At 63.9% G+C, this 21,756-nt stretch carries 21 protein-coding genes and 2 pseudogenes; 12 read left to right on the forward strand and 11 right to left on the reverse strand.

Features of this window, described 5'->3' with window-relative positions; translation table 11 throughout:
• The first annotated feature begins 180 nt into the window (after nucleotides 1-180).
• A complete protein-coding gene (locus tag LDZ27_RS24330; protein WP_244818250.1) occupies nucleotides 181-636 on the forward strand; it encodes a ribonuclease in 456 nt (151 codons plus the stop codon).
• A gap of 160 nt (nucleotides 637-796) precedes the next feature.
• On the opposite strand, the gene LDZ27_RS24335 is transcribed toward LDZ27_RS24330, so the two are convergent.
• Nucleotides 797-1,114: a hypothetical protein gene (locus LDZ27_RS24335; protein ID WP_244818251.1), complete on the reverse strand. Its 318-nt coding sequence runs from the start codon at nucleotides 1,112-1,114 to the stop codon at nucleotides 797-799.
• Between the two features lie 394 nt (nucleotides 1,115-1,508).
• Nucleotides 1,509-2,426, reverse strand: a complete 918-nt coding sequence (locus LDZ27_RS24340; RefSeq protein WP_244818252.1) for a LysR substrate-binding domain-containing protein — start codon at nucleotides 2,424-2,426, stop codon at nucleotides 1,509-1,511.
• Between the two features lie 100 nt (nucleotides 2,427-2,526).
• Here LDZ27_RS24340 and LDZ27_RS24345 point away from each other — a divergent pair, with 100 nt between their 5' ends.
• The 5 genes from LDZ27_RS24345 (at nucleotide 2,527) to LDZ27_RS24365 (ending at nucleotide 7,371) form a co-directional block, all read left to right on the forward strand.
• The gene (locus LDZ27_RS24345) at nucleotides 2,527-3,672 is read left to right on the forward strand and encodes an FAD-binding oxidoreductase (RefSeq protein WP_244818253.1); all 1,146 of its coding nucleotides are present in this window, start codon (nucleotides 2,527-2,529) and stop codon (nucleotides 3,670-3,672) included.
• Nucleotides 3,656-3,958, forward strand: a complete 303-nt coding sequence (locus LDZ27_RS24350; protein ID WP_244818254.1) for a (2Fe-2S)-binding protein — start codon at nucleotides 3,656-3,658, stop codon at nucleotides 3,956-3,958. The genes LDZ27_RS24345 and LDZ27_RS24350 overlap by 17 nt, the downstream gene beginning before the upstream one ends.
• Entirely contained in the window at nucleotides 3,955-5,412 is a 1,458-nt protein-coding gene (locus LDZ27_RS24355; RefSeq protein ID WP_244818255.1) for an NAD(P)/FAD-dependent oxidoreductase, read from the forward strand. The genes LDZ27_RS24350 and LDZ27_RS24355 overlap by 4 nt, the downstream gene beginning before the upstream one ends.
• Nucleotides 5,413-5,464: 52 nt before the next feature.
• Nucleotides 5,465-6,259 carry an ABC transporter substrate-binding protein gene (locus LDZ27_RS24360; RefSeq protein WP_244818256.1) on the forward strand — a complete coding sequence of 265 codons (795 nt, stop codon included), beginning with the start codon at nucleotides 5,465-5,467 and terminating at the stop codon, nucleotides 6,257-6,259.
• A 200-nt stretch (nucleotides 6,260-6,459) separates the two neighbouring features.
• Nucleotides 6,460-7,371 carry a LysR family transcriptional regulator gene (locus tag LDZ27_RS24365; protein ID WP_244818257.1) on the forward strand — a complete coding sequence of 304 codons (912 nt, stop codon included), beginning with the start codon at nucleotides 6,460-6,462 and terminating at the stop codon, nucleotides 7,369-7,371.
• A gap of 9 nt (nucleotides 7,372-7,380) precedes the next feature.
• Here LDZ27_RS24365 and LDZ27_RS24370 read toward each other — a convergent pair whose 3' ends face one another.
• Together LDZ27_RS24370 and LDZ27_RS24375 are read right to left on the reverse strand one after the other, a co-directional pair.
• Nucleotides 7,381-8,685 (reverse strand): MFS transporter, encoded by a 1,305-nt coding sequence (locus LDZ27_RS24370; RefSeq protein WP_244818258.1) that lies wholly within the window; start codon nucleotides 8,683-8,685, stop codon nucleotides 7,381-7,383.
• 99 nt (nucleotides 8,686-8,784) lie between these two features.
• Complete coding sequence (locus tag LDZ27_RS24375) at nucleotides 8,785-9,594, reverse strand: class II aldolase/adducin family protein (RefSeq protein WP_244818259.1); 810 nt, start codon at nucleotides 9,592-9,594, stop codon at nucleotides 8,785-8,787.
• A gap of 224 nt (nucleotides 9,595-9,818) precedes the next feature.
• Here LDZ27_RS24375 and LDZ27_RS24380 point away from each other — a divergent pair.
• Nucleotides 9,819-9,986: pseudogene (locus tag LDZ27_RS24380) on the forward strand (permease DsdX); the annotation flags it as partial.
• A gap of 286 nt (nucleotides 9,987-10,272) precedes the next feature.
• Here the strand turns inward: LDZ27_RS24380 and LDZ27_RS24385 are convergent.
• Both LDZ27_RS24385 and LDZ27_RS24390 read right to left on the reverse strand, forming a co-directional pair.
• Nucleotides 10,273-11,388 (reverse strand): PHB depolymerase family esterase, encoded by a 1,116-nt coding sequence (locus LDZ27_RS24385; protein WP_244818260.1) that lies wholly within the window; start codon nucleotides 11,386-11,388, stop codon nucleotides 10,273-10,275.
• A gap of 34 nt (nucleotides 11,389-11,422) precedes the next feature.
• Nucleotides 11,423-11,839 (reverse strand): CopG family transcriptional regulator, encoded by a 417-nt coding sequence (locus LDZ27_RS24390; protein WP_244818261.1) that lies wholly within the window; start codon nucleotides 11,837-11,839, stop codon nucleotides 11,423-11,425.
• Nucleotides 11,840-12,291: 452 nt separating this feature from the next.
• Between LDZ27_RS24390 and LDZ27_RS24395 the strand changes: the two are divergent.
• From LDZ27_RS24395 to LDZ27_RS24410, 4 genes and pseudogenes are all read left to right on the forward strand, one after another.
• Nucleotides 12,292-12,667, forward strand: a pseudogene (locus LDZ27_RS24395) (hypothetical protein); the annotation flags it as partial.
• A 139-nt stretch (nucleotides 12,668-12,806) separates the two neighbouring features.
• On the forward strand, nucleotides 12,807-13,604 hold the full coding sequence (locus LDZ27_RS24400; protein WP_244818262.1) for an SH3 domain-containing protein: 798 nt from the start codon (nucleotides 12,807-12,809) through the stop codon (nucleotides 13,602-13,604).
• A 327-nt stretch (nucleotides 13,605-13,931) separates the two neighbouring features.
• On the forward strand, nucleotides 13,932-14,384 hold the full coding sequence (locus tag LDZ27_RS24405) for a universal stress protein (protein ID WP_244818263.1): 453 nt from the start codon (nucleotides 13,932-13,934) through the stop codon (nucleotides 14,382-14,384).
• A gap of 52 nt (nucleotides 14,385-14,436) precedes the next feature.
• Complete coding sequence (locus tag LDZ27_RS24410; RefSeq protein ID WP_244818264.1) at nucleotides 14,437-14,757, forward strand: DUF1840 domain-containing protein; 321 nt, start codon at nucleotides 14,437-14,439, stop codon at nucleotides 14,755-14,757.
• A gap of 261 nt (nucleotides 14,758-15,018) precedes the next feature.
• On the opposite strand, the gene LDZ27_RS24415 is transcribed toward LDZ27_RS24410, so the two are convergent.
• From LDZ27_RS24415 to LDZ27_RS24430, 4 genes are all read right to left on the reverse strand, one after another.
• On the reverse strand, nucleotides 15,019-16,503 hold the full coding sequence (locus tag LDZ27_RS24415) for an NAD-dependent succinate-semialdehyde dehydrogenase (protein WP_244818265.1): 1,485 nt from the start codon (nucleotides 16,501-16,503) through the stop codon (nucleotides 15,019-15,021).
• Nucleotides 16,504-16,528: 25 nt separating this feature from the next.
• A complete protein-coding gene (locus LDZ27_RS24420; RefSeq protein WP_244818266.1) occupies nucleotides 16,529-17,593 on the reverse strand; it encodes a tartrate dehydrogenase in 1,065 nt (354 codons plus the stop codon).
• Between the two features lie 98 nt (nucleotides 17,594-17,691).
• Nucleotides 17,692-18,189 (reverse strand): Lrp/AsnC family transcriptional regulator, encoded by a 498-nt coding sequence (locus LDZ27_RS24425; protein ID WP_244818267.1) that lies wholly within the window; start codon nucleotides 18,187-18,189, stop codon nucleotides 17,692-17,694.
• A gap of 43 nt (nucleotides 18,190-18,232) precedes the next feature.
• Nucleotides 18,233-19,636, reverse strand: a complete 1,404-nt coding sequence (locus LDZ27_RS24430; protein WP_244818268.1) for an aspartate aminotransferase family protein — start codon at nucleotides 19,634-19,636, stop codon at nucleotides 18,233-18,235.
• 410 nt (nucleotides 19,637-20,046) lie between these two features.
• Between LDZ27_RS24430 and LDZ27_RS24435 the strand changes: the two genes are divergently transcribed.
• Nucleotides 20,047-21,375, forward strand: coding sequence for an FAD-binding oxidoreductase (locus tag LDZ27_RS24435; RefSeq protein WP_244818269.1), 1,329 nt, complete (start codon nucleotides 20,047-20,049; stop codon nucleotides 21,373-21,375).
• Nucleotides 21,376-21,411: 36 nt separating this feature from the next.
• Here LDZ27_RS24435 and LDZ27_RS24440 read toward each other — a convergent pair whose 3' ends face one another.
• Entirely contained in the window at nucleotides 21,412-21,756 is a 345-nt protein-coding gene (locus tag LDZ27_RS24440; RefSeq protein WP_244818270.1) for a cupin domain-containing protein, read from the reverse strand.

A 21,756-nucleotide genomic window follows, 5' to 3' on the forward strand; every position in this document is an offset into this window, starting at 1 on the left:
GAAGCAAGGTTATCTTCTTATGATCTTGATGTAAATAACCGTTTCCGTAATTTCTTCTAGACAATTCGCCGGTCAGAAAAAATTGCCTGACGGTGCTTTGCGTTGATTCGCCTTGCCGTTAGCGATACCCTTAAAACGTTCTTCATCGTCGGATGCTGGTCAACCCGGAGACAACGTTCCGTGAAGCGCGCCTGGGCTTTCTCCTGCTTCGTCGTCTTAAGCGCGGTCCTCGCCGGATGCGGCAAGGATGGATCGCGAAACCCAACGCAGGACGCCAGTGCATCGGCGAGTCAGGCGCCGGGGCAGGCGGGATCGGCTGCAAGCGGCGCGCTTGCGGCATCGGGGGCGTTAGGAACTGTCGCCACGGCGCAATTACCGGGGGAAGCGGCGGAAACGCTGCGTCTGATCAAAGCGGGCGGTCCATTCCCTTTCGGCGAGGACGGCGTCCTATTTCGCAACAGCGCCGTGTTGCTTCCGCAGCATCCGCGCGGTTATTACCGCGCATATACGGTCAGAACGCCCGGCTCGACGGATCGCGGCCAGCGGCGCATCGTCTGCGGTGGACCGCGCAGGCAGACAGGCGACTGCTATTACACCGACGATTACTACGTCACGTTCAAGCGCATCGCGGGGTGAGGAACGCGCGGCATTCTCTCCGCGAAGAATCCGCTATTCGATTTCTGATTAAGCGGTGATCACGCTTGCAGACACCTGAAGAAATTACGCGCTCTAGCCGCTAGCGAACATCGCCCGGTCGCAATGATGCTTGCGATCGGGCGATCGAACGCAAGCCGCGTTATTGACCGGCTGCGGGCGAAACCACGCTAGGCGTTGCGAGCGTGTTGTTGCTCTTCGGAGCGCTCGTTGCCGAGCTGGAAGTGCTATTCGTGCTACTGGGCAGGCCGGTGTTCGGCGATCTTGCGCCCATGCCGCTCTCCGAATTGGTCGTGCCCGGCGTGCCGTAGCCGCCGGTCGCACCGTTCACCTGATTGGCCGGGCTGGCCGTGCTGCCGGTGGAACCGCCGCCGTTCGAACCGCCGGCCTGTGCATAAGCGCCGCCCGATAGCGTGACTGCGGCAATGGCTGCGATCAATGCCCTAGTTGCCTTGCTCATGACTCGTCCCTCCTTGATCGGAATGGAAGATGGAAGCAGACGGTCGCCGCCTGCTTGGTCATAGCCGTTGCAAACGCCGTGCCGCGTGTCGATGAAACCATCGCATGTAATTCAATCGGGCAAGCGAATTTGCTGCGGTGTCCTTTCGATTCGTCGATACCTTAGCGTTGGCTTCCTTTATAAGCGGTGAGTCGATGCTTGAGAATGGCAGCGGCGTCATGTTTCTTGAGCGTCAATTCGAAAAAGCCGCTTCTCCGTCAGCATCACGGGCGAGCGATCTTTGAGGGTTTCAATGTGGCGACTCACAGAAATAACTTCGCCTTGGTTCGGCTTACGGCGGCGCTATGATCGATCGCATTCAGATAACCCTAGGCGTGTCAGCGACAGCCACGTATCAGCCCCGGGGTTCGGCGCCGACGAGCTTCACAAACGCTTCTCTGACATCCGCGCAGAAAGTCTCGGCGACCACGGGCATCGGCTGCGCCGCGTTAGTTACGATGTAGAAGTGGTCCTGCACCGCGGGTGCGAAGCGCTTCACGGCTACGCGCTCGCGTGCATAGGCCGCGGTGACAGGATCGATCAGTGCGACACCCGCTCCGTTTGCCACGAGCGATACGATTGCCTGCGATAACTGCGCCTCGATCACGAGATCGCGCGAGACGCCCGCCTCGACGAACACGCGGTCGATCGCGCTGCGTGCGTCGAAGCTCTGCGGATACGAGACGAAGCGTTCGCCGCGCAAATCGGCGGGACGCAAGGACGCGCGGCGCGCGAGACGATGCTTGCGCGGCACGATACACCGCATCGCTGCATTCGCGAGCCGTTCGCTCTTCACCGCTGGATGAGGAATCGGCTCGGCGATCAGCCCGACATCGCACTGGCCGGATGCGACCTTCTCGACGACCGTCGTCGCGCTATGTGCCAGCAGACTCACGTCGATGCCCTTGTGATGCTCGACGAAGCGTGCGATCACGCTCGGCAACAAGTCCAGCGCGACGGCAGGCGAACCCGCGACGCGCAGCGAGCCGCGCCGCATCGCGCGAATCTGCTGCGCCGCGAGTGCAATGCGATCCATCCCGACGAACGCGCGCTCGACTTCCTCGAAAAGTACACGCGCTTCGGCGGTCGGCAGAAGCCTGCCCTGCTGGCGGTCGAACAGCACGAAGTCGACGCGCGCCTCCAGGTCGGCGATAAGTCTGCTCACGGCGGGTTGTGAAATATGAAGCGATTCGGCGGCGCCCGTCACCGTGTGGCGCAACATCACCGCGCGAAAGGCTTCGATCTGGCGAATCTTGAGTCCGTTCGTGTCCATAACATTGGATTATAGGGGACGCACGATTTGGCATTTGACGCCGAATTTTGCCTTGCGCAAAGTCGCTTATCGATCTTCAGAGACGCGGGAAACGCTTTCGATGCAGGCTACTCAGGCCCATAACACGGCGGGCCACTTCGACGTCGTGGTGGCAGGCGGCGGACTCGTCGGCACCGCCATCGCCTACGGGATCGCGCGCGCAGGCAAGCGCGTGGCCATGTGCGACGGCGCCGACTCGGCGCATCGCGCTGCACGCGGCAACTTCGGGCTCGTGTGGGTACAGGGCAAAGGCGGACGCTGCCTGCCTTACGCGCTATGGTCGCGCGAGTCGTCGGAGCGCTGGGGCGCATTCGCGGCGCAGTTGCGGCGCGATACCGGTGTCGATGCCGGCTTCGAGAGGCCCGGCGGCGTCGAACTGTGCGAGACCGCGGAACAGCTGGATGCCGGGCGTCGACTGCTCGAATCGATCCGCGCGCAGGACGCGTCGCTCACCTATGAAGTGCTCGACATGAAGGCGCTCAAGGCGCGCGTGCCGAGCGCATCGGACGCGCTGGCCGGGGCGCTGTATTCGCCGCATGACGGCCACGCGAGCCCGCTTTACACGCTGCGCGCCATGCAGCAGGCCTTCCAGCTTCACGGCGGCGCGTATCTGCCGAACAACGAAGTCAAGGAGATTCGACCGCGTGCGGGCCGCTTCGAGATCGACACCGCGAGCGGCACGCTCGAAGCAGAACGCGTCGTGCTCGCCGCGGGTCTCGACAACGCGCGCCTTGCGCCGATGGTCGGCATGCACGCGCCCATCACGCCGTTGCGCGGTCAGATCATGGTGACCGAGCGGCTCGCGCCGTTTCTCGACTACCCGACGCTCGTCGTGCGTCAGACGCCCGAGGGCTCGGTGCTCCTCGGCGATTCGGCGGAACAGGTCGGCTTCGACGACGGCCAGACGCGCGCCGTGATGAGCGATATTGCGCGCCGCGCCCGCACCGCTTTCCCGCTGCTGGCTCATGCGCGCATCGTGCGGTCGTGGGGCGCGCTGCGCATCATGACGCCCGACGGCCTGCCGGTCTACGAGGAATCGTCGGCGCATCCGGGGGCGTTCATCGCAATCTGCCATAGCGGCGTGACCCTCGCCGCGGCTCACGCGGACGTCATCGCGCCGTGGATCGCGGGCGGCGACAAGCCCGCCATTCTTCATCCTTTCGTCGCGACACGCTTTTCGAATCCGACCGATGCCCACGCTCTTTGAACCACTTCGCACCTTGCCGGCGCGCACGATCCGCATCGACATCGACGGTCGTGAGCGGCAGGTGCCGACGCATTACTCGATCGCCGCCGCGCTGCTCGAAAGCGGCGCAGCCGCGTGCCGCACGACGCCCGTTAGCAACGCGCCGCGCGGCCCGTTCTGCATGATGGGCGTGTGCTTCGACTGCCTCGTCGAAGTCGATGGCGTGCCGAACGTGCAAGCGTGCATGACGCGCGTGCGCGACGGCATGCGCGTTCGCGCGATGGCCGGCAAGGCGAGGCTCGAATGACGCACAGCCCGACGCAAGCGAAGTGCGATCTTCTGATCGTCGGCGCGGGCCCGGCGGGCATGTCGGCGGCCATCGAGGCGCGCGCCGCGGGTCTCGATGTCGTCGTGGCCGACGAAGGCGAAGCGCCCGGCGGCCAGATCTATCGCGCGGCTGCGCAATCGCCGCTCACCGATGCGCGCGTCCTCGGTGACGACTATCTCGCGGGGCGCGCGCTCATCGAGCGTTTCAGCGCGAGCGGCGCGAAGCATCTCGCGCAATCCGTGGTCTGGCAGATCGCGTTCGAAAGCGGCGATATCGTCGCGATGCTGACGCGCCGTCCACAGGACGGCCACGGGGGTACGTTGCAGGTGACGGCGCGTGCCGTGCTCGTCGCGACCGGCGCGCAGGAACGTCCGTGGCCCGTGCGCGGATGGACGCTGCCGGGCGTGCTGGGCGTCGGTGCGGCGCAGACGCTGCTCAAGTCCTCGGGGCTCGCGCCGTCTCAGGATGCGGTGCTCGCGGGCAGCGGGCCGTTGTTGTGGCTGTTCGCATCGCAGTTGCTGCAAGCGGGGCGCCGCGTGGCCGCAATCGTCGACACGACGCCCCGCGACGCGTGGCACGCCGCGATGCCGCACGCGTTGCCCGCGTTAGCCGGCGCGGACTATCTGCTGAAAGGCCTGCGCATGATACGCACGGTGAAGGGCGCCGGCATTGCCGTGCATGGCGGCGCGAGCGCGTTCTCGATCGAGGGCGATGGCCGTGCCGAACGCGTGCGTTTCGTCGATGCGAGCGGCGCACAGCGTGTGATCGAGACGCCGCTCGTGCTGCTTCATCAGGGCGTCATTCCATCGACGCAACTGCCGCGCTCGCTCGGCTGCGCGCACGAATGGGACAAGTCGTCGGCATGCTGGCGTCCTCGCACGGATGCGCGCGGGCGCGGCAGTGTCGAGCGCGTCTGGATTGCGGGCGATGGCGCGGGCATCGGCGGCGCGAAGGCCGCGGCGCACGCGGGCACGCTCGCGGCGCTCGATATCGCGCGTGAACTGGGCATGCTGGACGCCCCATCGCGCGATGCCCGCAGCCGCCCCGCGTTGCGCGCGATGAAGCGCCACCTCGCCGTGCGTCCGCTGCTCGATGCGCTCTACACGCCGCCCGCCGCGCTGCGCCGTCCTGATGACGAGGTCGTCGTCTGCCGGTGCGAAGAGATCAGCGCGGGCGAGATTCGCCGGATCGCGGCGCTCGGCTGTCAGGGACCGAATCAGATTAAGGCGTTTTCGCGCTGCGGCATGGGCCCGTGTCAGGGCCGATGGTGCGGCACCACGGTGAGCGAGTTGATCGCGCAGGTGCAGGAACGGCCTGTCGGCGATGTCGGCTATTACCGCATCCGCGCGCCGATCAAGCCTGTCACGGTGGACGAAATCGCCGATTCCATCACGCTCGACGACGACTTCACGCGCGGTGAATTCCCGAGCTGACGCCGCACGTCCACGAACGAACGAACGACCTCAACCACACACGGAGCCCAGCATGAAAGTCCCACGCGCGAAGATGATGTTGACCGGTGCCGCACTCGCCCTGATGGCGGTCAGCACGATGGCGGCGGCCAAGGAGTGGAACACGATCCGCGTAGGCGTCGATCCCACGTATCCGCCGTTCGAATCTGTCACGAAGGACGGCGCGGTGCAAGGCTTCGACGTCGATCTCGGCAATGCGCTGTGCGCGAAGCTCAACGCGAAGTGCGTGTGGGTGCAAAGCAGTTTCGACGGCCTCATTCCCGGCCTGCAGGCGCGCAAGTTCGACGTGATCCTGTCGTCGATGGCCGCAAGCGAAAAGCGTCGCCAGCAGATCGACTTCACGGAGCGGCTGTATCGTAATCAGACGCGCCTGATCGCGAAGGACAGCGCGCATCTGCTGCCGGATGCATCGAAACTTGCGGGCAAGCGCGTGGCGGTCGAGCAGGGCACGGTGCAGGAGACGTATGCACGTGAAAAGTGGGCGGCGTCGGGCGTGGACGTGGTCGCGTATCCGAGCTACGACCAGGCGTATGCGGATCTCACCGCGGGCCGCGTCGATCCCGTGTTGATGGATGCCGTGCAAGGCAAGCTCGGATTTCTGTCGACGCCGGCGGGCAAGGGCTTCGCGTTCGCGGGCGATGTCGTGTACGACGCGAAGATCATGGGCGACGGCGACGCGGCCGGCGTGCGCAAATCGGACCCCGAACTTCGCGATGCGCTCAACGGCGCGATCGCGGACATCCTGCGCGATGGAACGTATCGCAAGATCGAGGCGAAGTACTTCGATTTCGATATGTACGGGAAGTAAGGCGTGCGCGTCATGTCGTGACGAACGCGCTGATCGGGTTGGGCAAGCGGCGCTGGAATCCGGCGCATCCGCGTCGCGCGAAATCCTGCGGCGGCCGCGAGCGCTTTGCCCGATCGAAACCCGTGCAACCCCCGATTTAGCAGCGCGCACGCGCTGGCTATGATGCTGGGTCCAATATCGCTTGCGCCGCATTGCCGCACATGAAGGATGAACGCCTCGTCGAAATGAGGATTTTCAAGGCCGTCGCGGAAACGGGCGGCTTCACCGCTGCGGCGCTCATGCTCAACCTTCAGCAGCCGTATGTCAGCCGCGCGGTCTCGACGCTCGAAAAGCGCCTCGGCGTTGCGCTGCTCAGGCGCTCGACGCGCCGTCTTCAGGTGACACAGGAAGGCCATGAGTACCTCGCGCTCTGCAAGCGGATTCTCGACGAGATCGACGCGGCCGAAGCGCAGCTCTCGCGCGCGGGTCAGCACATGACCGGCAGCATCCGGGTGACGGTGGCCACGTCCTTCGGCATGGATCAGATCGTGCCGCTCATTCCGGGCTTTCTGGAGCGCTATCCAGGGCTTCGCGTGCGCCTGTCCCTATCGGACACGCTCGCGGACGTCATTGGCGAAGGATTCGATGTCGCGATCCGGATGGGCAGCCTGCAGGACTCGAATCTCGTCAGCCGCAAACTGTGTCATCTGCAACGCGTCGTGACCGCGTCGCCTTCGTATATCGCACGGCATGGCGTCCCCTCGGCGCCGGCGGATCTCGTCAACCACAATTGCCTGATGTGGGAGCCGCCGATGGATCATTTGAACCATTGGCCGTTCGTGATCGACGACGAGCTCACGTCCATGCTCATCAGCGGCAACTTCCAGACGAGCAGCGGTGTGAGTTCCGTGTACATGTGTCTTGCTGGCGTCGGCATCACGCGCATGGCGGAGCACATGGTGCTGCCGTCGATCCGCAGCAACATGCTGGTGCCGCTTTTGACCGATTTCCAGCCGAAAGACGAAACCGCGATCTATGCGCTCTATCCGCGCGATTCGTCGCTGCATCCACGCATTCGGGCCTTCATCGATTATGTTGCGGGAAAGCTCACGCGGCCGCCGTGGGCCGCCTGAGCAGTTTCTTTACTTGTCGTCGAGCGTCTTCGGCAGGAGCATGGTCATGCCCGCGCCGAGCACAAGGAAGCCGGAGATCACGTACATCCCGACTTGCGCGTGGCCGACCAGCACATTGAGCATGCCGACCAGATAGGGTGAAACGAAACCGGCGATATTCCCGACGGAATTGATGAATGCCAGTGCCGCCGCTACCGATGCGCCGACGAAAAGACTCGTCGGCAGCGCCCAGAAGAGCGCGACGCACGAATAGATGCCCGCCGCCGCAATGGACAGACATACCGTCGTCACGATCGGCCCTGCCGAAAGCCACATGCTCGTGGCAAGTCCCACCGCGCCGATCAGCATGAACAGCGCGAAGTGCGCGCGGCGTCCCCCGGTCCGGTCGGCGCTGCGATTCGACACGTAAAGCGCGATCGCTGCCACGATGTTTGGCACCGCCGAATACAGCCCGATAGAAAGCGGGTCCATCACGCCGCTTCGCTTGATGAGCGAGGGCATCCAGAAGCCGAGCGCGTAGAGGCCCATGATGAGACAGAAGAAGATCGCGCAAAACTCCCACAGCTTCCGGTTGGCGAGAAACGCGCGCACGCTCGGATGATCGATCTTGCCTGCGTTCTCCGCGCGGATCTCGGCCAATACGTTGTGGCGCTCGTCTTCGTTGATCCATCGCGAGTACGCGGGATCGTCGTCGAGAAACGCAAGCACGACGAACGCGAGCACGACGGCCGGAATCGCTTCGATCAGAAAGAGCCATTGCCAGGCGGCCAGGTGACCGTTGCCGGAGAACGCATGCAGGATATAGCCGGAGATCGGGCCGCCGACGACGAAGGCGAGCGGTGCGCCCATCACGTAGATGGACATCGCCCGGCCGCGATAGCGGGCCGGAAACCATAGCGTGAGCAGATACATGATCGCGGGCGCGAAGCCGGCTTCGGCCGCGCCGAGCAGGAAGCGCGCAACGTAGAACTGCATCGGCGTCTTTACGAAGATCATCGTCGCCGAGATCACGCCCCACGTCAGCATGATGCGCGCGATCCATTTACGCGCGCCAACCTTGCGCATGACGAGGTTGCTCGGCACCTCGAAGAAGAAATACCCCGCGAAAAAAATACCCGAGCCGAGACCGTAGATCGCGTCATCGAAACGCAGTGCGTCCAGCATCTGCAGTTTCGCAAAGCCGACGTTGACACGATCGAGATAGGCGACCAGATAACAGACTAGCAAGAGCGGCAAAAGTCGCCAGTAGGCTCGGTAGTAAGTGCGGCTCATGTCCGTCTGTCTGACGGCTTCTTCGCCATATAGCGCGTCCATGCATGTCTCCATATAGATATTCTCGAGCGCTTTCGTGCGGCATGCGCGGGTTCGTTCCGGTCCGCGCATGCCGCCGCCGTACTTCGGAACTCCGGTGCCTCAGTCCAGGTAATCGGGCTCCTGTTCGTTGATTTCGTAGAGCATGGTCTGAAAATGCAGCCAGCTGATGAACGAGTTGCCCAGATGCCGATGGGAATACTCCGCGAACTCCGGATCGATCTCGACCGGGCGCGACTCGGTGGCGTCCATCAGCAGTTGCATCTTGCAGCAATGATCCAGCGCGATGAATGTCCACACGGCATCGTCGATGCTGTGACGGCTCGCGGTCAGCAGCCCGTGATTCTGGTGAATGATGGCCTTGTTATCGTTGAAGGCGCGTGCGATCGGATTGCCCGAGTCGTTCGCCACCGGCACCTTGCCCGCGCCGTCGCGCACGACCGCATGGCTTCCGTAGAACATGCATGCGTCCTGCGTCACGTAATCGAGCGGCTTGCCCATCGCTGCCCAGGCATCGCCGTTCACGGTATGCGCGTGGCATGAGCCGATGATGTCGGGATTCTCGGCGTGAATCGCCGAATGCAGCACATAGCCCGCGCGATTCACCGCATATTTGCCTTCGATGACCGTGCCGGAATGATCGACTAGCACCAGTTGCGATGTCTTCGTGCGCGACCACGGCACGCACATCGGATTCGTCCAGAACAGCTCGGGATGCTCGGGATCGCGCACCGTCAGATGGCCGCCGAAGCCGAAGCTGAAGCCATGACGAGCGAAGATGCGGCACGCGGCTGCCAGATGCTCCTTGCGATAGCGGCGCTCCTCGGCGGAACTCGAGAACGTCGGTTCTTGCGGAAAGATCAGCTCGTCCTGTGTCGGGCTGTAAATCGAGTCCTTGGCGTCCATCAACATCGATGCGTCTCCTCGTTGAAAGTATGAAGCGCCAGTATAGGAGCGGACTTTCGGGGGATTCAGGGGCGCGCAGGAATAGGTTTTATGCAGGCGGACATACCGCAACGCAGGCCCGCAACCTGCATCGAACGGCGGCATCGACCGACCAACCGTCCGTCACGATGAAGCAGCATGCCGACGATTCGCAGGAGCAAGCAAGCTCGCGGCTCGCGGGCACGATCGGCATGGACCACAGCGCGAAGAGCACGGCGACGTATGTGTTCTTCCAGTCGCTCAAGGATCCGATCCTGTCGCTGCTCGCAACGGTGATCTTCGCGTTCTTCGCGCCAGGCATTGAAGGGCGTCACCGCCTCGACGATATGCAGAAGATGATCAACAAGGGCATCGCGCCGCTTTCCGCGATCCTGCTGGTTCTCTGCGCGGGTGGCGGATTCAAGCAGATGCTCACGTCGATTCATCGGGAGACGATCATCGTCTCGCACATGGCGAGCTGGTACGAAAGAGGCGACGTCGATGTCGGTTGCGCGCATGGAAAGCAGTCACAGACATCAGCGCACAACCATCGCGCGACAAAACTGCAACTGCTTGAAGCGACGCGTCGTCTCTCGGGCGATCATCGCGTCGCCGTCGGAGGTGATCGGAGGGACGTCGAGGCATCCATCAATGGCGCTCGCCGTGTCAACTGCTACGACGCGGATGCTCGAGAAAAAATCGCACCATCTCGGCACTGGCGTCGGGGCCGGATGGATCGGTATAGGTCCCGCTCGATGAACCTCCGGCCCATGCATGAGGCGCGCCGTGAATTACCCATAGTTCGGCATCGACTCCGGCTGCCGACGTCATGTATCGGACCGTATGCTTCCTCACCCGGCTATCGCTGCTTGGCGCGCGAACGGGCTTCGCTTCACGCGCGTCAAACTCGCGTATCAATTCGTTGGCATTGGCGGGATGCACGGTTGCATCGGCATCGCCGTGAAAGACGATGAGCGGGCATGGCGACGCCTGCGCGCAGTGAGCATCCGCTCGCATGGATTTCTGCGCTTTGGACCTGACCTTGCCGCCGCGCATGGCCGCCAGCGCGGACGGCAGGTCGTGCGCGCATCCGACCGGCAGGCCGGAATGTACACCTGCTGCTGCGTACAGATCGGGATAGGTTTGCGCCATGATTGCCGCCATCGCACCGCCGGCCGAAAGGCCAGCAACGAAGACGCGTTTGGGATCGACGTTGTAATCCGCCATGACCTCTCTCGTGATGCCCGCGATCAACGACGGCTCGCCCCGGTCGCGCTGCTGATCGGCAGGTCTGAACCAGTTCCAGCATTTCGAGCTATTCGCGCTCTGCGGCTGGGTCGGATAAGCGACGATGAAGCCTTGCGTTTCGGCAAGCGCGTTCATTCGCGTACCGGCTGCGAAATCGTCGGCGTTCTGGGTGCAGCCATGCAGCATGACGATCAGAGGCAGGGTTTCACCGCGGTAATGACCGGGAACGTAGACCTTGTAATCACGCTGACCAGCGGCGTCGACGTAGCGCCGCACGCTGAAGTGCCCGCAATCCTGCACGTCCACTTCGGCTCGCGGCGTAGGGATGTGACGCCGGGGTTGCAGGAGGTCGGCGAGGCGCGTTGTCGTTGTGTCCGTCGTGTCGTCATGCGAGTGTGCGTGCGCAGTTGTCACGTCCGCCGGTTCGCCACGCATGGCGCGCTTGACGATCTCTGCGGCCGCAGCGGGATCGTTCCTGCGAAAGAGTGCGAATGCCTCTTTCATCGAATCCAGAAATCCTTCGTTGAGTTTCATGTTTCTTCCGTTAGCGGGAAAGGAGTCAGGCGCATTAGCGAATTCGATCCGCCAATGCGGCCTTGACCGCCGGTGATGCATGGAGCGCGCCCCGGACGACAATCGAGTCGATCGCTGCCTGCGCCAGTTCGGGTGAGACGTCCGTGGCGATGCTCGCCAGCCCTAGCACTTGAATCCTTAGACGCTGATTGGCCGCGCACGCCGCCTCGAGGTCTTGTTTCGAAAAATGCTGAAGGCCCAAGACAAGTTCACGGCGCGTCACTGTGTCTTTGACGGCCGGAGCATGAATCGACAGCTGATTGCGTATGGCCGTGCGGATGAGGTCCGTCCGATTCGAGTAAAAGCCCTCTTCGACTAGCAGATCAATCTGGCCCAAGTCGATCGGACCAAGATTAATGGTGATTTTTTCGGTTTCGCTACCTCGTGAGCGATCTGGCACTTCTTTAGCCATCTGCCTCTATCCTCCTCTTACCATCCAATGGGATGGTTATAGGCTGATTTTTCGACGACGTCAACGCTAATTCGATGGCGAGCGCGGTTACGAGGCGCTTGCTCGCCGTTCCGATGCCACCGTCCAGAACCGTCACGCGGTCGCTAGTCAATGCGCAGCCAGCGACGCTATTCGGGGCGCCAGCCTGATCCTTCTGCGAGCTGCAGCGACGCCGCGCCGTTGATAGCGAAGCCCCGCGACCGGCCATCGGCGCCATGTCGCAACCGGCAAGCGCCACGGGCATTCGCAGGACGCCTGTCCCGTCGGACACGGTTAGCACGCAGCGCCTGTGGTTCGGACAGCGCAGATTCGAAGTCATCCTGTGACGCCTCAAATGACGTGCCTGTGTTTGCTGAGAATCGCGCAGCACCGGAGCGCGTTAGAGGGCGCTTACGGTACTCGGTATGGATGGCGGTTGCCCCACTAATCCAAACGGGACGGCGGTGCGCGTGGAAATGACGCGCAAGCGCGCCATCGATGCGAAGGGCTCGCCCTCCAACGTGTGAGGGCAGACGCGTCGCGTCACCACGTGTACGACCATGCGGAGCCGGTCGAAGTCGTTCACGTCATGTTCTTCGCGAACTGTCTCGCGAACCACCAACGCTTCTACGAGGCGCGTCTCCGCTTCCAAATGTCCGACCGGTATCGGGAACGCGGCGCTTTTTCGAGCCAAGTCCGACCGTGTACGCCGAATGGGCGGTGGATGCCGGCGTCGACGGCGTGACGCGCCATCAGAAGAACGCGAGCGCGCCGGCGAGTATGTTCATGACGGAGCAGAAGCAGGGGTGACTGCGAGCGACTGGCTGCCCGCAAGGGAGGTCGCATCGGCACGGCACTCAAATTGCGGAGGGTTCGAAGCAGCGCTGTAGCCTCTTCGAAAGACGAGGTTCCCGGCGAAATGCTTTCGAGATCTTCAAGCGGGGATGCGATGGCCGAACGGTTCTTTCATGCGGCGGTATTGGGCGCGATTGCGGTGTGGGTCGTGCCTGCGACGGCGTTGGCGCAGTCGGTCGCCTATACGAGCGCGCCACTGGTGGTCTACGCGGGCCCCGGTGACGATTACCCTACCGTCGCGCAACTGCCCGCCGGCGTGACGGTAACGGTGATGGGTTGTGTCGACGGATACACCTGGTGCGACGTGGCTGCATCCGATTTGCGCGGCTGGGCCTATGGCGGGAGCCTCGCGTACGCCTATCAGGGCAGCAGCGTCCCGGTCTTGACCTACGGCACCGTGATCGGCGTGCCCATCGTCACCTTCGCAATCGGCAATTACTGGGGAAGCTACTACCGAAATCGCTCATGGTATCGGGATGAGCCACGCTGGGCGCAACATCCGCCGCCCCCGCGCGGTGCTCCGCCGCCGGAGGGCGGCCGGCCGCCGCGCGGTGAAATACCGCCTTCCCGAGGCGCAGGCCCGGCGCCGATGCAGGGCAGGCCGCCGCAGGAGCGCGGTGAACCCCATCCGCACCCCGGCGCCGTGCCGATTTATGGAGGTCCTCCGCCGCAAGCCGGCGGTGCGCCGATGCACGCCGGGCCGTCTCCGCAGCCCGGCGCCGTGCCGATGCATGGTGGACCACCGCCGCAAGCCGGCGGTGCGCCGATGCAAGGTAGACCACCGCCGCAGCGGGAAGAGCCGCCACCGCAGCGTGGCGGCGCACTGCCACAGCGGCAAGGTCCGCCGCCCCAGCATGGCGGTCCGCCGCACGGCGGTGAGTCCGAGCACTAGACACCGACTACCGGCCGGACGCGATGACGCCAGGCGAGGGCGCTCATCTAGCTGTCAGCGCGTCTAACGCCACTGCGGATTGTTGGTCCGGTCGGTCCGCTTATATCGACACTGATTGCAAAGCGCAGCAAAGGTCGCTTTATTCTGGCGACCCGGATTCATGGCACTGAGTTGCACGCTAGGAGGGCCGCGCAACCATTTCCGATTCCATTGTTCAGCCAATCTTGTTCAGGCATGGCCCGCACTGTATGCGCTACGCCTGCCAATGCGCTCCCGACAAATTACATCACAATGTGATACATTCAAGCTGGTGAGACGGAGGTATCCATGACCAGCTATCGTCGGATCCTGTTGTGTTACAACGCCACTGCTCAGGGCCGCTGCGCCCTTCGTCTCGGCGCTCATCTTGCCCGTCAGCTGCATGCAGAGACGCATCTTCTCGCCGTGCTCGACGACACCGAGTGGACGCGAGGCCTCGATGTCGTTGCCGCAGTCTCCTTTGAGCTCGAGCATGAGACCGCGAAGGAGGTGCTGCGCGAAGGCGTGGACCGGCTCGCGAATCTCGGCGTCGTCGCGCAGGGCCATCTGGCGATCGGCAACCCGATGATGCAGATTCCTTCGTTTGCAAAAGCGCTCGACATCGATCTCATTGTCGTCGGGCATCACCCGAGCGGTTTTCTCTCCCGTTGGTGGTCCGGTCAGGACGATGGCCGGTTGCTGGATCGCGTCTCCTGCAGCGTCCTCGTGGCGATGGAACCGCAAGAGCCGAAAACGCGATAAGAATAGGCCGCGTCGTTTGCAGGAGCTTAAGCGCGCGTCAAGGAGTACAGAAATGCTAGTCAAATTCCATTCGAACGCCACGCCCGATGTCGTTATGTTGCGCGACCTCGCGGGCTATCTTCTGGGCATCATCGGTAAGCGTATCGGGTCCAGAGGCGTCATCGTGCATAGCGAGGTCGACAAGGCGATCGATCGCATCGAGACGGTTCTCAAAGAAGACGCACGGATCACTTACGAGCACGGTGCGATCTATCATCCGCTCTCGCGTACCGCTGAGCCTGCCAGAATGGGGCTCGAGTCCCGCGCGCTTCCTTTCCTCGATATGTTGCGGGAAGCCAGGCGCAGAGACGCCGACATCATCTGGAGCGCGTAGAAGGAAGGGCCAGCGGCGCTCCGTGCGGAACGGCCATGACGCCCTGGCACGCTCAGGTGCCAGGGCATCTTTGCCAAGCGAAACCGCTACAAAACAAGGCGCACCGCTTCGATCGGCGCAAGACCAACCAGTGCGCCCAGCACTGCGCTCACCAGCCGGGGATGCCAACGCTCGCGATGCAACGCCGCGAATAGCGTTCCCACGAAGAGCGTTGCGGGACACCGCTGGCCGTTCGGCCTGCATCGAACGCAGGGTGTCCGCTTACTCCAGTCCGCCCTGGCAGAGGTACTTGAGTGACAGATAGTCGTCGAGTCCATACTTCGAGCCTTCGCGTCCATAGCCCGATTCCTTCACGCCGCCGAAAGGCGCGGCCTCGCTCGCGAGCGCGCCTTCATTGATGCCGACGATACCTGCTTCGAGCAGACGCGAAACCCGGTCGATACGCCGCACATCCCGGCTATAGAAGTACGACGCGAGACCGAACGGCGTGTCGTTGGCGACGCGGATCGCTTCGGCTTCGTCGTTGAATCGGAAGAGCGGCACCACGGGGCCGAAGGTTTCCTCGCAACTCAGTTGCATCTCGGGCGTCGCATCGGCGAGCACGGTAGGCGCGTACCAGTTCTGCCCGAGTTCGGCGAGGCGTTTGCCGCCCGTGAGCACGCGGGCGCCGCGCGCGACGGCGTCATCGACGTGGCGCGCGATCTTCTCGACAGCGCGCGCGTTGATCATCGGACCGATCTGGGCGGACGGATCGGTGGCGGGCGCGACCTTCAACGCGGCGACGCGCGTCGTCAGGATATCCGCGAACTTCTCGTAGACCGACGACTGCACGTACACGCGGTTCGGGCACACGCAGGTCTGCCCGCCGTTGCGAAACTTGGCGGCCATCAGACCGGCGGCGGCGGCTTCGAGATCGGCGTCGTCGAACACGATGAAGGGCGCATTGCCGCCGAGTTCGAGCGAGAGCTTCTTGAGCGTGCCCGCCGACTCGCGCGCGAGATACTTGCCCACCGGCGTCGATCCCGTGAAGGTGATCTTGCGCACGCGGTTGTCGTCGAGCCAGTCCTTCACGGCTTCGACCGCATGCTCGCGCGATGCGCTGACGAGATTCAGCGCGCCCGGCGGCACGCCGGCCTCGTGCGCGAGCATCGCCAGCGCGAGCGCCGTGAGCGGCGTGTCTTCCGCCGGCTTGCCCACGACCGTGCAGCCGGCCGCGAGCGCGGGCGCGATCTTGCGCGCGATCATCGCGAGTGGAAAGTTCCACGGCGTGATCGCGGCCACGATGCCCACCGGTTCCTTGATCGCGCTCATGCGCTTGCCGCGCTGCTGCTGCGGAATGATGTCGCCGTAGATGCGCGTCGCTTCGTCGGCGAACCATGCGACATACGACGCGCCGTACATGACTTCGCCGCGTCCTTCGGCGAACGGCTTGCCCTGTTCGAGCGAGATGAGACGGCCAAGCGCGTCCGCGTTCTCGACGATCAGCGCGTGCCAGCGATGCAGCACCGCCGCGCGATCTTTCGGGAGCGTGTCGCGCCAGCCCGGAAAGGCGCGGGCGGCGGCATCGGTGGCGGCGCGGAAATCGGCCGCGCCGCTGTCGGCCACTTGCGCGATGACCTCGCCCGTCGCCGGATCGGTGACCTGAAAGCGTTGGCCGCTTGCGGCGGCGGTCCATTTGCCGTCGATGAAATTGTCGGCGCGGATGAGATCGCGTAATTCATAGCGCTGAAGCGTCGGTTGCGTCATGCCGGTCTCCCGAGAGTGTCGTTCGTCAAGCAATCAGATGCGCGATGGCCGCGCCCACTTCGGCGGTGTTCGCGCGGCCGCCGAGATCGCCGGTATGCGGGCCGTCCTTCAGGACGGCGGTGATCGCATCCAGAATGGCATCGTGTGCTTCCCGTTCGCCGAGGAAGTCGAGCATCATCGCGGCGGACCAGATCATCGCCACGGGATTGGCTATGCCCTTGCCCGCGATATCCGGCGCGGAACCGTGCACCGGCTCGAACAGCGACGGGAAATTGCGCTCGGGATTCATATTGGCCGAAGGCGCAATGCCGATGGTCCCCGTACACGCCGGGCCGAGGTCCGAAAGAATGTCGCCGAAGAGATTGGTCGCGACGACTACATCGAAGCGATCCGGGCTCAGCACGAAGCGCGCGCTGAGAATGTCGATGTGCTGCTTGTCCCACGTCACGTCCGGATACTGCTCTGCCATTTCCGCGGCGCGGGCGTCCCACCACGGCATGCTGATCGAAATGCCGTTGCTCTTGGTCGCGACCGTCAGCTTTTTCTCGCGCCGTTGCGCCAGATCGAACGCGAACCTGAGCACGCGCTCGGCGCCCTTGCGCGTGAAGATCGACGTTTGCGAGACGAACTCGCGCTCGGTGCCTTCGAACGATACGCCGCCGACCGACGAATACTCGCCTTCGGTGTTCTCGCGCACGATCATGAAGTCGATATCACCCGCCTTGCGATTCGCGAGCGGCGAGGGCACGCCCTCGAAAAGACGCGCGGGACGCAGATTGATGTATTGATCGAACTCGCGACGGAACTTGAGCAGCGAGCCCCACAGCGAGATATGGTCGGGCACCGTCGCGGGCCAGCCGGCCGCGCCGAAAAGAATGGCGTCTGCCTTCTGCACCTGTTCTTTCCAGTCGTCGGGCATCATCTGGCCGTGTTGCGCGTAGTAGTCGCAACTGGCCCATTCGATAGGATCGTATTCGAGCGCGATGCCGAAGCGCTTGCTCACGGCGTCGAGCGCACGCAAGGCTTCGGGCATCACTTCCTTGCCGATGCCGTCGCCCGGAATCACCGCGATGCGGTACGGTCTGGACATGTCTTGCTCCGTCTAGCGATTGTGCGATTGAGAAAAAGCGCGCACGCCGGCGCGGGCCGTCCGGCGGCCCACGCGCACTGGCGACCCGCGCCGCGCGCTCAGTATTGGCTCTTGGAGAACAGCGATTCGAGCGGATAGCTCGTCTTGACGAACGCCGTCTTGATGATGATGTAGCTGAAGTACTTCTCGATACCGATATTGCGCTCGAGCAGCCCCTCGACGATGCTTTGGTAATGGCTGACGCTGCGCGTGACGAACTTGAGCAGATAGTCGTATCCGCCGCTCGCCAGATGACATTCGACGATTTCGTCGACTTCCTTCACCGCGTCCACGAAGCGGATGAAGTCCTCGCGGCGATGATCCGCGAGCGTGACTTCGGTGAAAACCACTTGCAGGTCGCCGAGCTTTTCCAGTTGAATCTGCGCCCCGTAGCCGACGATGAAGCCCGCTTTCTCCAGCCGCTTCACGCGAATCAGACAGGGGCTCGGCGAGAGGCCGACCGCTTCCGCGAGCTCGACGTTCGTGATGCGTCCGCGCTTCTGTAGTTGCGAAAGGATACGCAGATCGATCCGGTCCAGCTTGACGTCGTTGCTCATTGCGGAAGGTCGGGTATTGCATGTCGGCGATCGCCCGATGTTATCACGCAGCCGCGCGGGAATTCGCGCTGGAGGCGCCGAGCGCCGCGCGCACTTCGCGTTCGTCGAGCACGTCGTCGAGCGTCTTTTTCAGGCGCTCGAACATCAGCTCGAATTCGGCTTGCGTGTAGCAGAGCGCGGGCGCGAAGCCCAGGATGTTGTCGCCGAACGCGCGGAACACGAGGCCGTTGCGATACGCCGCCGCCGAGATGCGGTCCGGCAGCTTGAGCGACGCATCGAAGCCGCGCTTGCTGTCCTTGTCGGCGACGAGTTCGAGCGCCCCGAGCAGGCCGCGATGACGCGAATCGCCGACGAGCGGATGCTCGAGCAGCGCATCGAGGCCCTGCGCGAACTGCGGCGCACGCGCCTCGCCATTCGCGAGCAGGCCGCCTTCGTGATAGAGCCGCATCACTTCGAGGCCGATCGCCGCGCTCACCGGATGCGCGGAGTACGTGTGGCCATGTCCGACGGGCGCGGCCGCGTCGCCGTCCGCGATGCCCTGATACACGGCATCGGACATCAGCACCGCGCCCATCGGCGCATAACCGGCGGTCAGGCCCTTCGCGACCGTCATCAGATCCGGTTCGACGCCCTCCGCCTGACACGCGAAGAGCGGGCCGGTGCGTCCGAACCCGGTGATGACCTCGTCGGCGACGAACAGGATGTCGAGCTTGCGGCACGCGTCGCGCATCGCTTTCAGCCACCCGAAGGGCGGCACGATCACGCCGCCGGAACCTTGAATCGGCTCGCAGAAGAACGCGGCGACGTTGTCCGCGCCCAGCGCCGCGACCTTCGCTTCGAGCGCGGCGACCGACGCGGCGATGAGGGCCGCGTCATCGGCGTGATCGCTGCGGTAGGCGTAAGGCGACGCAATGTGATGCTGCGTCGAAAGCGGCAGATCGAAGTTGCGATGGAACGCGGGCAGCGCGGTCATGCCCGCGCCGATCGACGACGATCCGTGATAGCCGCGTTGCAGCGCGATGAAGTGCTTCTTCGACGGGCGGCCGGTCGCGTTGTAGTAGTGCGTGATGAAGCGCAGCGCGGAATCGACGGCATCGGAACCGCCGAGCGTGAAGTAGACGTGATCGAGCGTTGCCGGCGCGAGTTCCACGAGCTTCGCCGCGAGTTCGATGGCGGGCGCGGAGCCGAAATGAAAATAGCCGGTGGCGTAGGGCAGCTTCGCCATCTGCTTCGCGGCGGCTTCGACGATGCTCGCGTGGCCATAGCCCGTGTTGACGCACCACAGCCCGGAGAAGGCATCGAGCAGTTCGTTCCCTTCGATGTCCTTCAGGTACACGCCATGCGCGGAATCGAGCACGGTCACGCCGCGCGCTTCGTGAGCGCGATAGTTGATGACGGGATGAATCAGATGCTGACGGTCGGACTCGACCAGCGGGTGGCTCGGCATGATGCGGCTCTCTCTTGTCCTGGAACGGGATGTGGGATCGGGCTGTGAAATCGGGCTGTGAATCAGGGCTGTGAATCCAGGGCTGTGAATCGGCTATGAAGCGCAACCTCGAGACGGCTCGTGACCGTCCCATACTATCGTCAGCGCCGCGTCCGTTGCATCGTCAAAAAAAGCCCGAAAAAGCGCGATCGTCGCGTTTTGCAAGGGCCGCGCAGCATTTTGTGCTGCGCGAATCGGGCGGGTCCCTTGCGGCGTGAAACGAAGCTCGCGCCATGCCGGGCGAGCGCAGAAAGAACGTCCTATTCAACGCGATGGCTGCGTGCCACATTCCTCTCTACATTCGAAACCCATCCCGGCGATACGCCGCGACCCGATCGCGCCAGAGCCGGGAAACATATGATCGGCCAAACATGCTCAGGATCGACGAAGTCATCAATAGCGAAGCATTCCCGGATCGATGCGATGTCGTGGTCATAGGCGGCGGCATCGTCGGGGTCAGCACGGCTTACGAACTCGCGCGACGCGGCGTATCCGTGGCGCTCGTCGAGAAGGGGATCATCGGCGGGGAGCAGTCCGGACGGAACTGGGGCTGGGTACGTCAGCAGAATCGCGATCTATACGAACTGCCGCTCGCGATGCAAAGCCTCAAGCGCTGGAACGAACTGAGCGAAGAACTGGGCGAGGACATCGGCTTTCGCCGCAGCGGGATTCTGTATGGCACGGAGCAGCAGGCCGATGTCGCGCGATGGGAAGCGTGGCTCGCTCGGGCGCGGGAAGTCGGCTTCAACAGCGAGATTCTGACGGCGCGAGAGCTCGAGGCGCGGATTCCATCGGCGAAGGCGCGCTGGGCCGGCGGGTTGTGGTCGGTGACGGACGGCCGCGCGGAGCCGTCGAAGGCCGCGCCCGCGATCGCGCGCGGCGCGCAGAAGCTCGGCGCCCGCGTGATTCAGAACTGTGCCGCGCGCGGTCTCGACATGAGCGGCGGACGGGTGTCCGGCGTGTGGACGGAACGCGGGCGCATCGCCGCGAACACGGTGGTGCTCGCGGGCGGCGCGTGGAGCGCGCTCTTCTGCCAGCGCCACGGCATCGATCTGCCCGCGATCAACGTGATGGGCACGGCCTTGCGGACCGCCGAAGCGCCCGGCGTCATCGACGGCTGCTTCTCGGCGCCCAACTTCGCCCTGAGGCGCCGGCTGGACGGCGGCTACACGATCGCGGTTCCCGGCTATGGACGCGTCGAACTCGCGCCGCAGAACCTTCGCCATTCGGTGAAATTCCGCACGATGTTCCGCAGCAAGCTGAAGAAAAAGCTGAAGATCCGTGTCGGTTCGAGCTTCTTCCACGGACCGGAGGCGAGCGCCGCATGGAACGACGGCGACGTCACGCCGTTCGAGAAAACCCGCATTCTCGATCCCCGGCCGGATACCGAATGGCTCGCGCGCGCCGTTCAGAACGTGGCTCGCGTGTTTCCCGACCTGGCCGGCATGCGGATCGCCCATGCGTGGGCCGGCGCGATCGACACGACGCCCGATCTGGTCCCGGTCATCTCGAAGGTCGAGACGAAACCGGGTCTCGTGATCGCCTCCGGTTTCAGCGGACATGGCTTCGGCCTGGGGCCGGGCGCGGGCATGCTGGTGAGCCAGCTCGTGATGGACGACGCGCCGCAGTTCGAGCTTCGTCCGTATCGGCTGGAGCGGTTCAGCGACGGCACCGTGCTGAATAGCCCCGACATGATGTAAGCCGATGCCGCGGGTTCCAGCCCGCGGCATCGCGATTCAGAAGATCACGTAGACCTTGCGCATCGTCTGCGCGACTTGCCACAGTCCTTCGGTGTTGGCCTCGAAGAACAGCGTGTCGCCGCTTTCGAAGTGGATCGTGTCTTCGCCGTCGGGGGTGAACGTCCCCGCGCCCGCGATGAAGTGCATCACTTCCGCCTGCTTCACCGAGCGCCGGTAGGTGCCGGGCGAACATTCGAACACGCCGGTGTCGACCGGTTCGCTGCCGGGAATCACCACTTGCCGTCCCGACACCCGCGCGGGCTGCGTGCCCGGCAATCCGGCGGTGCCCCAGTCTTCGAGTCCGCCGAGCCGCACCGCCTGTTTGATCTGCTGAACTTTCAC

Origin of the sequence: Caballeronia sp. Lep1P3 (genome assembly GCF_022879595.1) — a bacterium.
GTDB lineage: Bacteria > Pseudomonadota > Gammaproteobacteria > Burkholderiales > Burkholderiaceae > Caballeronia.

What these genes read in the sequence shown, in the direction of transcription:
- LDZ27_RS24335 (WP_244818251.1), bottom strand. Translation starts at nt 1,114, where the DNA reads ATGAGCAAGGCAACTAGGGCATTGATCGCAGCCATTGCCGCAGTCACG.
- LDZ27_RS24340 (WP_244818252.1), bottom strand. Translation starts at nt 2,426, where the DNA reads ATGGACACGAACGGACTCAAGATTCGCCAGATCGAAGCCTTTCGCGCG.
- LDZ27_RS24345 (WP_244818253.1), top strand. Translation starts at nt 2,527, where the DNA reads ATGCAGGCTACTCAGGCCCATAACACGGCGGGCCACTTCGACGTCGTG.
- LDZ27_RS24350 (WP_244818254.1), top strand. Translation starts at nt 3,656, where the DNA reads ATGCCCACGCTCTTTGAACCACTTCGCACCTTGCCGGCGCGCACGATC.
- LDZ27_RS24355 (WP_244818255.1), top strand. Translation starts at nt 3,955, where the DNA reads ATGACGCACAGCCCGACGCAAGCGAAGTGCGATCTTCTGATCGTCGGC.
- LDZ27_RS24360 (WP_244818256.1), top strand. Translation starts at nt 5,465, where the DNA reads ATGAAAGTCCCACGCGCGAAGATGATGTTGACCGGTGCCGCACTCGCC.
- LDZ27_RS24365 (WP_244818257.1), top strand. Translation starts at nt 6,460, where the DNA reads ATGAAGGATGAACGCCTCGTCGAAATGAGGATTTTCAAGGCCGTCGCG.
- LDZ27_RS24370 (WP_244818258.1), bottom strand. Translation starts at nt 8,685, where the DNA reads ATGGACGCGCTATATGGCGAAGAAGCCGTCAGACAGACGGACATGAGC.
- LDZ27_RS24375 (WP_244818259.1), bottom strand. Translation starts at nt 9,594, where the DNA reads ATGTTGATGGACGCCAAGGACTCGATTTACAGCCCGACACAGGACGAG.
- LDZ27_RS24385 (WP_244818260.1), bottom strand. Translation starts at nt 11,388, where the DNA reads ATGAAACTCAACGAAGGATTTCTGGATTCGATGAAAGAGGCATTCGCA.
- LDZ27_RS24390 (WP_244818261.1), bottom strand. Translation starts at nt 11,839, where the DNA reads ATGGCTAAAGAAGTGCCAGATCGCTCACGAGGTAGCGAAACCGAAAAA.
- LDZ27_RS24400 (WP_244818262.1), top strand. Translation starts at nt 12,807, where the DNA reads ATGGCCGAACGGTTCTTTCATGCGGCGGTATTGGGCGCGATTGCGGTG.
- LDZ27_RS24405 (WP_244818263.1), top strand. Translation starts at nt 13,932, where the DNA reads ATGACCAGCTATCGTCGGATCCTGTTGTGTTACAACGCCACTGCTCAG.
- LDZ27_RS24410 (WP_244818264.1), top strand. Translation starts at nt 14,437, where the DNA reads ATGCTAGTCAAATTCCATTCGAACGCCACGCCCGATGTCGTTATGTTG.
- LDZ27_RS24415 (WP_244818265.1), bottom strand. Translation starts at nt 16,503, where the DNA reads ATGACGCAACCGACGCTTCAGCGCTATGAATTACGCGATCTCATCCGC.
- LDZ27_RS24420 (WP_244818266.1), bottom strand. Translation starts at nt 17,593, where the DNA reads ATGTCCAGACCGTACCGCATCGCGGTGATTCCGGGCGACGGCATCGGC.
- LDZ27_RS24425 (WP_244818267.1), bottom strand. Translation starts at nt 18,189, where the DNA reads ATGAGCAACGACGTCAAGCTGGACCGGATCGATCTGCGTATCCTTTCG.
- LDZ27_RS24430 (WP_244818268.1), bottom strand. Translation starts at nt 19,636, where the DNA reads ATGCCGAGCCACCCGCTGGTCGAGTCCGACCGTCAGCATCTGATTCAT.
- LDZ27_RS24435 (WP_244818269.1), top strand. Translation starts at nt 20,047, where the DNA reads ATGCTCAGGATCGACGAAGTCATCAATAGCGAAGCATTCCCGGATCGA.